This window comes from Streptomyces atratus (genome assembly GCF_040655115.1).
In the GTDB taxonomy this organism is placed as follows: Bacteria; Actinomycetota; Actinomycetes; order Streptomycetales; family Streptomycetaceae; genus Streptomyces; species Streptomyces atratus_D.
Genome location: NZ_JBFAJH010000104.1, coordinates 1 through 7703, shown reverse-complemented (window position 1 = coordinate 7703; position 7703 = coordinate 1). Strand labels below are relative to the sequence as shown.

Annotated in this window: 5 protein-coding genes and 2 pseudogenes; 4 read left to right on the top strand and 3 right to left on the bottom strand. The window is 68.1% G+C overall.

Annotated features, from left to right (window positions below; translation table 11 throughout):
- Positions 1-272 precede the first annotated feature (272 nt).
- On the top strand, positions 273-1001 hold the full coding sequence (locus AB0I23_RS40675) for a hypothetical protein (protein ID WP_359118233.1): 729 nt from the start codon (positions 273-275) through the stop codon (positions 999-1001).
- A 171-nt stretch (positions 1002-1172) separates the two neighbouring features.
- Here the strand turns inward: AB0I23_RS40675 and AB0I23_RS41925 are convergent, their stop codons facing one another.
- Together AB0I23_RS41925 and AB0I23_RS40670 are read right to left on the bottom strand one after the other, a co-directional pair.
- Positions 1173-1412: a hypothetical protein gene (locus tag AB0I23_RS41925; RefSeq protein WP_436847075.1), complete on the bottom strand. Its 240-nt coding sequence runs from the start codon at positions 1410-1412 to the stop codon at positions 1173-1175.
- Positions 1413-2597: an IS1380 family transposase gene (locus AB0I23_RS40670; RefSeq protein ID WP_436847074.1), complete on the bottom strand. Its 1185-nt coding sequence runs from the start codon at positions 2595-2597 to the stop codon at positions 1413-1415.
- 367 nt (positions 2598-2964) lie between these two features.
- Here AB0I23_RS40670 and AB0I23_RS41920 point away from each other — a divergent pair.
- A pseudogene (locus tag AB0I23_RS41920) lies at positions 2965-3027 on the top strand (hypothetical protein); the annotation flags it as partial.
- Between the two features lie 148 nt (positions 3028-3175).
- Positions 3176-5203 (top strand): thioredoxin domain-containing protein, encoded by a 2028-nt coding sequence (locus AB0I23_RS40665; protein WP_359118232.1) that lies wholly within the window; start codon positions 3176-3178, stop codon positions 5201-5203.
- Positions 5204-5434: 231 nt separating this feature from the next.
- On the opposite strand, the gene trhA is transcribed toward AB0I23_RS40665, so the two are convergent.
- Positions 5435-6148 carry a PAQR family membrane homeostasis protein TrhA gene (trhA, locus tag AB0I23_RS40660; protein WP_359118230.1) on the bottom strand — a complete coding sequence of 238 codons (714 nt, stop codon included), beginning with the start codon at positions 6146-6148 and terminating at the stop codon, positions 5435-5437.
- A gap of 217 nt (positions 6149-6365) precedes the next feature.
- Between trhA and AB0I23_RS40655 the strand changes: the two are divergent.
- Positions 6366-7495 (top strand): annotated as a pseudogene (locus tag AB0I23_RS40655) (RNA-guided endonuclease InsQ/TnpB family protein).
- Positions 7496-7703 lie beyond the last annotated feature (208 nt).

Below are 7703 nucleotides of genomic sequence, written 5' to 3'. Positions count from 1 at the left end.
ACCGGGACGCGAAAGCGGAGGACCAGTGCGCCCAAGACCGTTCGGGGCGTGCCGGTGAGCCAGGACTCACTCCTACTCACTGCCCAGGAACGGTTACGGAGAGCCCCTGCGCAATGAAAGGGGCGAGACCATCATGTGCGGCAAGGGAGTTGTGGCCCCCCGCGGAGTGGTTCAGAATCAAGGCACTCATTGCCGAGCGGACCGATGACCGTTGGGCGAAGGGGAAGCCGGGGGCGAAGTACCTGGGCACAGGCAGCTACCAGTGCGGTCGGATGCGAGACAAGAACGGCACGGGGGAGCTTGAGCGGTGTGGTGGCTCGATGAGTCACCGCGGAGGGCGCTACCGGTGCGAGGTCCGGCAAACGCGCGGCAAGTCCATCTGTGAGGGTGTCGTTACGCTCGCCGACCGCATCGACCACGCGGTCGGGGAAGCGTGGATCAACCACATCACAGCCCTTGAGCCGGATGACCCGGTGATCACCGAGATGGCTCGCCGGTGGCTCGCGTTCGCGGACCCCGAAACGAAGACGAACAAGGAAGAAGCTCAGAGGGCGCTCGAAGCCGCACAGAAGCGTGTGAAGAAGCTCGAAGACGACTTCTACGTCTACGGCAAGATGGACGAAGAGCGCTTCGAAGAGCTGAGTGAGGGGCAGCGGGCCCTCATCGAGAGCACGAGCGCGACCATGGAAGCGCTGCACGCGGAAGCTGACCTCTCACCCCTCACGCAGATTGACACCCTGCGGGAAGCGTGGGAGGGGGCGGACACGGCCGACAAGCGGATGCTGTTGAAGTGCGCGCTGGGGAAGAAGGGCATCACGGTCAAGCCGGCGGCGCGGCAGGGCGATCACACACCGATTCTGGAGCGACTTGAGTTCGATTGGCTCTCTGAGAAGGAAGTAGCCATTGCCGCCATTCAAGAGGGGGAGCGAATGAAGCGAAGGCGCGCGCAGGCCCCATTCGTTGCGCCGAATCCCCCTGGCGCCGACCGGCGTACCCGTTAACCTCGATCCTTCAGGGATGATCGTTGCCGAACAGGGTGATCACTTCGCCCTGTTTGTCCCCGCTGTTCGCGGTCAGGGTCTTCGCGTGTCGCTGCGGCTGCGCCGGGTTCCACGGTCCCGGGGTGGTGCGGGGCTCTCCTTCCTGGCCTTCGTCGGGGCGGTGGCTGTCCGTCAGGTGACGGCAGCCAGGCCGGTCAGACGCTGCCAGACCAGGACGAAGGCGGCTGCCCAGGGCCAGTCGGGGGCGAGGCGGAGGTACCGGCGGCGAGCGTGGGCGGCGAGGCGGGCGGGCAGGTGGTAGATCCGGAACCGCATGGTGTCGGGTTCGGCGTCGACGAGCTCGTCCTGGTCGTGCAGGGTCAGGAGGCGGAGCCAGGCGTCGAGGTCTGCCGCGAGGTTCGCGGCGAGCATTCAGCCCTGGTTCGCGGTGAAGGATTTCGCGGGCAGGTTGTGCAGTCCCATCGCTTTGTTCGTGCGCACCCGGTCTTCGACGACCGCGTGGTGCCGGTGCAAGGCGTCTAGCCACTGCGCCTGGTGGGAGCCGGGGATCCGGGTCATCTTGTTGATGTTGGTGGCAATGACCGAGTACTTGAAACCGGTCTTCTTCTCGAAGTCGGTCAGGTTCGCGAGGTGGCGGCTGGAGGGCTTGACCCGGCGGACTATCAGCCTCAGTCCCTTGCTCCAGCCATCGCGTACGCTCAGGCCGCTCAACTCCGCGACTCCGTAGTCCTCCTGGAGGGAGCCGTCCTGGTTCAGGGATACCTCCCAGGCCGTCTCGGGCAGGCGGGCGATGGCCTGCTCATCGAGGTCGGTGATGGTCCAGCCGGTGGTGAAACGGACCGTGCGCCGTCGGGTGTTCAAAGCGATGAGGTGTTCGTGCAGACCGTGCGTCGCGCCAGCTCCGTCGACTCGGATCAGGAGCTTCGCACTGGAGGAGCCGGGTATCTGGGCGAGTGCGTCAGCGAGCACGGTGATGTGGTCGGTGACCGTGTTCGAGCCGGCGTTGCCCGGCCTCAGCAGCATCGCCAGACACTCGGACGTGTTCGCGCACCAGGCGGCCAACGGGTGAAAACCGAAACTCTTCTTCCAGGTCGCCCGCGCCTGTTCCTTCTTCGATGCGGCCGTGATGATCGTGGCGTCCATGTCGACGATCACCCAGTTGTGCAGGCGTTTACCGGCGACGGTGAGCCAGGGGAAGCCACCGGGCCGCAGGGCCAGCCACGACCACACCACCCGGCGGACCCGTGCCCGGACGCGGGCGATCGCCGCGAGCCGGTCGGCATCGCACAGGTTCAGGGTGCGGTGCACCGTGGAGTCCGAGACACCCGGGCCGGTCATCCGCTCGTGGTGCAGGGCGAGTTGCTCGGCCTCTGCCACACTGCGGGCGCCCAGCGCGATGGAGATCGCCAGCTGGACGAACACCACCGCCCGATCCCGCCACCCTGGCCCGCCCGACGGGAACACTCCAGCCAGCGCCTCCGTCAGCCCCGACCGGTCCGCCAGCCGCCGCAGCAACACCACCCCGGCATGCCCGACCAGCCCTTTCCCGTCAGCCCCCACGACCAGACTCCGGTCCCACCCTGTACGCTCGCTCACCAGAAAGGTGTCCTGATTCTTGCAACCGATGCTTCCTAGACAGTCGCATCCTCGCAGGTCAGGGCACCTTTTCTGCTACCAGGCCGTCAGACCGGGCAATTCCGCTGAATAGTCAGGGTTAATGCGGCGAGGCACACCGCAATGCTGCGGCGCGCGCCCGCAAGGTCACCACAAGGGCATCCAAGCCCCGCGCCGCCCGTCTCCGTCTGCGCGGAGCGGTACCCGGCAATCCGGGCCGCCTGTGAGGTGTCCGCGCGGTCATGCGCTGTACGGAGCACACCATCAGCCACGGGAAGTAAGGCCCAAGTCTTCTGCGTGACCCACGAGTTGCGGTGAGTACTCCGGTCCCCAGGGCGACCCCGACGAAGCCCAGGGCTGGGCGCTACGGCACACCGGCCGCACGGGACACGACCTGTTCCGGTGCGAGTAAAGCGACCACGCCCGCGTGACCCGCGCTGAGTAGACCTCGCCCCGCTGAGTGACGGCGAGCAACACAGCTCAGCACGTAGCCCGGCCCCGTTCGTACGCTACCCCGTGGCGTGCAGACAGGTTTTCGCCGTATGCGCAAGGATTGGGGTATGTCCAACCGACTCGCGCACGCCTCGTCTCCGTACCTCCTCCAGCACGCGGATAATCCGGTTGACTGGTGGCAATGGGAGCCCGACGCCTTCGAGGAAGCCAGCCGGCGCAATGTGCCGGTCTTCCTGAGCGTGGGGTACAGCTCGTGCCACTGGTGCCATGTCATGGCCCACGAGTCCTTCGAGGACGAGGCGACGGCCGCCCTCATGAACGAGCACTTCGTGTCGGTGAAGGTGGACCGGGAGGAGCGGCCGGACGTAGACGCCGTCTACATGGAGGCGGTGCAGGCGGCGACCGGGCAGGGCGGCTGGCCCATGTCCGTCTTCATGACTCCGGACGGGGAGCCGTTCTACTTCGGTACGTACTTCCCGCCGGAGCCTCGGCACGGGATGCCTTCGTTCCGGCAGGTGCTGGAAGGCGTTCAGAGTGCGTGGACGAGTCGGCGTGAAGAGGTCGGGGAAGTCGCGGAGAAGATCACCCGTGATCTGGCGGGGCGGCAGTTGGACCACGGCGCGGGTGGGCTCCCCGGCGAGGCGGAGCTTGCCCAGGCGCTCCTTGGGCTCACCCGGGAGTACGACTCGGCGACCGGATGGCTTGGTGGCGGCGACACCAAGTTTCCACCAAGCATGGTGATCGAGTTCCTGCTGCGGCATCACGGCCGGACGACATCCGAGGGGGCGCTGGAGATCGCCGAGGGACTGTGCGATGCGATGGCGCGCTCCAGCCTCTTCGATCAGCTGGGCGGGGGCTTCCACCGGTATGTACTGCGTCAGCGGCCCAATGGCGCTTTGGTACCGCATTTCGAGAAGATGCTCTATGACAATGCGCTGCTCTGCCGGGTGTATGCCCATCTGTGGCGGGCGACGGGTTCCGACCTGGCCCGCCGGGTCGCGCTGGAGACCGCCGACTTCATCGTGGGTGAACTGCGGACGGCGGAGGGCGGGTTCGCCTCCGCGCTCGACGCCGACAGCGAGGACGGCGGCGGCAGGCACGTCGAAGGCGCGTTCTACGTGTGGACGCCCGCGCAGCTGCGCGAGGCGCTGGGAGAGCAGGACGCCGTGTTCGCCGCGGAGTACTTCGGGGTGACCGAGGCGGGCACCTTCGAGGAGGGCGCGTCCGTGCTCCAACTGCCGCGCACCGACGACGCGGTGGACCCGGACCGGGCCGCCGGCGTGCGGGCCCGGCTGCTCGCGGCGCGCGAGGAGCGGGCGCGTCCCGGACGGGACGACAAGGTGGTGGCGGCCTGGAACGGTCTCGCGATCGCCGCGCTCGCCGAGACCGGGGCGTACTTCGACCGGCCCGACCTGATCGAACGCGCCACCGAGGCGGCGGACCTGCTGGTCCGGGTCCACATGGGCGACAACGCCCGGCTGTCCCGGACGTCCAGGGACGGCCGGGCGGGTGACAACGCCGGGGTCCTGGAGGACTACGGCGATGTCGCGGAGGGTTTCCTCGCGCTGGCCGCCGTCACCGGCGAGGGTGTCTGGCTGGAGTTCGCCGGCTTCCTGCTCGACATCGTGCTGCAGCACTTCACCGGCGAGGGCGGGCAGCTGTACGACACGGCGGACGACGCCGAACAGCTGATCCGCCGCCCGCAGGACCCCACCGACAGCGCGACTCCGGCGGGCTGGACGGCGGCGGCCGGAGCGCTGCTCTCGTACGCCGCGCACACCGGATCCGAGGCTCATCGGGCTGCCGCGGAAAGCGCGCTGGGCGTGGTGAAGGCGCTCGGGCCACGGGTTCCGCGGTTCATCGGATGGGGTCTCGCGGTCGCCGAGGCGCTGCTCGACGGCCCTCGCGAGGTCGCGGTCGCCGGGCCGGTCGGCGGCGCACTGCACCGTACGGCGCTGCTGGGACGGGCACCGGGTGCGGTGGTCGCGGCGGGCGAGACCGGCGGCGCGGAGTTTCCGCTGCTGGTGGACCGGCCGATGGCGGACGGGGCGCCGACTGCGTACGTCTGCCGGCACTTCGTGTGCGAGGCGCCGACCACGGACGCGGCGGAGCTGGCGCGGAAGCTCGGGGGGTGACCGGGGTGTGCCCGGCCGGCGCCCCGTCCGCGGCCCCCACCCATGGCCTCACGGGCGTGGGGCGCGCCCCTGGCGCCCCGGAGGCGCCGGCCCGGTCCGCCGCGGCCGCCAGGACGTCCGTCGTGTCGAGCCTGCCGGTGGACGCGAGGGGCGGCCGGCCATGCCTCGGCACGCACCATGGCCGCGGGTCGGGAGCCGCGGCCATGGAGAAGGTGGGGAGGGGCGGGGCGCTCAGGCGTGCTTGTACGCCACCAGCGAGATGCCGATGTAATGCACGGTGAAGGCCGCCAGGGTCAGCGAGTGGAAGACCTCGTGGAAGCCGAACCACCGCGGTGACGGGTTGGGTCGCTTGATGCCGTAGATGACGCCGCCCGCGCTGTAGAGCAGGCCGCCGACGACGACCAGGACCATGACCGCGATCCCGCCGGTGCGCATGAAGTCGGGCAGGAAGAAGACCGCCGCCCATCCCATCGCTAGGTAGCAGGGGGTGTACAGCCAGCGGGGGGCGCCGACCCAGAACACCCGGAAGGCGATGCCGGCCGCCGCTGCCGCCCAGACCGCCCACAGCAGCGGACGCCCGGTCGACTCCGGGAGCAGCAGCAGGGTCAGCGGCGTGTACGTGCCCGCGATGATCAGGAAGATGTTGGCGTGGTCCAGCCGGCGCAGCACCGCCTCGCCGCGCGGACCCCACGTGCCGCGGTGGTAGACGGCGCTCACGCCGAAGAGCAGGCATGCGGTCGCGATGTAGATGCCGCAGGCGATCCGGCCGCGGGTGCTGTCCGTGAGTGCGATCAGAACAATCCCCGCGATCAGCACCGCGGGGAACATTCCGGCATGCAGCCAGCCTCGCAAGCGTGGTTTCACCGGGTGTGGTGCCACCTCGGCCGGGCCCGGTTCGGCTGGTTCGACCTCGGCTGGTTCGGGCGCGGCGGCGGCAGCAGTCATGACCGCATGCTACTGGGGGCACTGACTTGACGATGTTTCGGTGCCCGCCTACGGAGCTGGAGCGGCGGGAGCCGGACCACTGGTGCTGGTTGGTCGATTGTGAACAGTCTGTGCCGGTATCTCGTTGCGAAACCAGGCGCGTGCGGAGGGCGAAGGTTTCGTGGTGATCACTTCTGATCTTCTGCGTGACGGTCGTGACCTTTGTACGGTGATCGTCATGCAGCTCAGGTACTCGTTCCGCTTGTACCCGAGCGCGGGTCAGCAGGCACTTCCGGCGAGGGCGTTCGGGTGTGCGCGCACGGTGTTCAACGATGCCCTGCGCATCCGACGTGACGCCCATGCCCAAGGGCTGCCGTATCCGAGATCGGCCGACCTGTCGAAGCAGGTCATCACCGCGGCGAAGAAGACTCCTGGCCGGGCGTGGCTGGGGAGGTGTCTTCGGTGGTGTTGCAGCAGTCTCTGCGGGACCTGGATGTGGCGTACTCCAATTTCTTCGCCTCGCTCGAGGGGACCCGTAGGGGGCCGAAGGTCGAAGAGCCGCGGTTCAAGTCGAAGCGGGACAACCGTCAGAGTGCCCGGTTCACCGCGAACGCCCGCTGGTCGGTCACGTCCGGTGGGAGACTCCGTCTGCCGAAGATCGGCGATGTGCGGGTGAAGTGGTCCCGTATGCTGCCCTCGGTCCCGTCCACGGTGACCGTCGTCAAGGATGCGACCGGCCGGTACTTCGCCTCGTTCGTCGTGGAGACCGAACCTGCGGACGACCTCATGCCCCCGACTACGGGGGATCAGGGCATCGACCTGGGCCTGACCCACTTCGTGGTGATGGCGGACGGATCGAGGGTGCAGGCTCCGCGTTTCCTGCGCCACGTGGAGAAGAAGCTCAAACGGGAACAGCGGCGCCTGTCGCGCAAGGCCAAGGGATCGAAGAACCGGAACAAGCAGCGGATCAAGGTCGCCCGCGCCCATGCAAAAGTCGTGGACGCGCGCAAGAACTTCCACCACAAGCTTTCCACCAAGCTGATATGCGAAAACCAAGCCGTCAGCGTGGAGACCTTGAGTGTGAAGGGCCTGGCCCGCACCCGCCTCGCAAAATCGGTGCACGACGCAGGCTGGGCGACGTTTGTGACCATGCTGGAGTACAAGGCCGCCAGATACGGGCGCGACTTCACCAAGGTGGGCCGGGCCTTCCCGTCCTCCCAGCTGTGCTCCGCCTGCGGACACCGCGACGGCCCCAAACCTTTGCACATCCGGACGTGGACCTGCCGCGCCTGCGGCACCCGCCATGACCGGGACCACAACGCCGCACAGAACGTCAAGTACGAAGGGCGGCGTATCCGCGCCGCATGAAGTCGTCATCACGACCCACCCCAGGACATGGGGCCCCGTGCCGGTAACGGCGCGGGTAAAAGCCTGCGGAGTACAGGTAAGTCCAGGATCCGTCCTGAAGTTCCCCCCTGATTTTGGACAGCGGTTGCTTACGCTGCGGGGGTGAAGTCGTGCTGCAGTCTGGCTCGGGTTTCGAGTGGGGTGAGGTACCCGAACTCGGGGTGCTTGC

What these genes read in the sequence shown, in the direction of transcription:
- trhA (WP_359118230.1), bottom strand. Translation starts at nt 6,148, where the DNA reads ATGACTGCTGCCGCCGCCGCGCCCGAACCAGCCGAGGTCGAACCAGCC.
- AB0I23_RS40665 (WP_359118232.1), top strand. Translation starts at nt 3,176, where the DNA reads ATGTCCAACCGACTCGCGCACGCCTCGTCTCCGTACCTCCTCCAGCAC.
- AB0I23_RS41925 (WP_436847075.1), bottom strand. Translation starts at nt 1,412, where the DNA reads ATGCTCGCCGCGAACCTCGCGGCAGACCTCGACGCCTGGCTCCGCCTC.
- AB0I23_RS40675 (WP_359118233.1), top strand. Translation starts at nt 273, where the DNA reads ATGCGAGACAAGAACGGCACGGGGGAGCTTGAGCGGTGTGGTGGCTCG.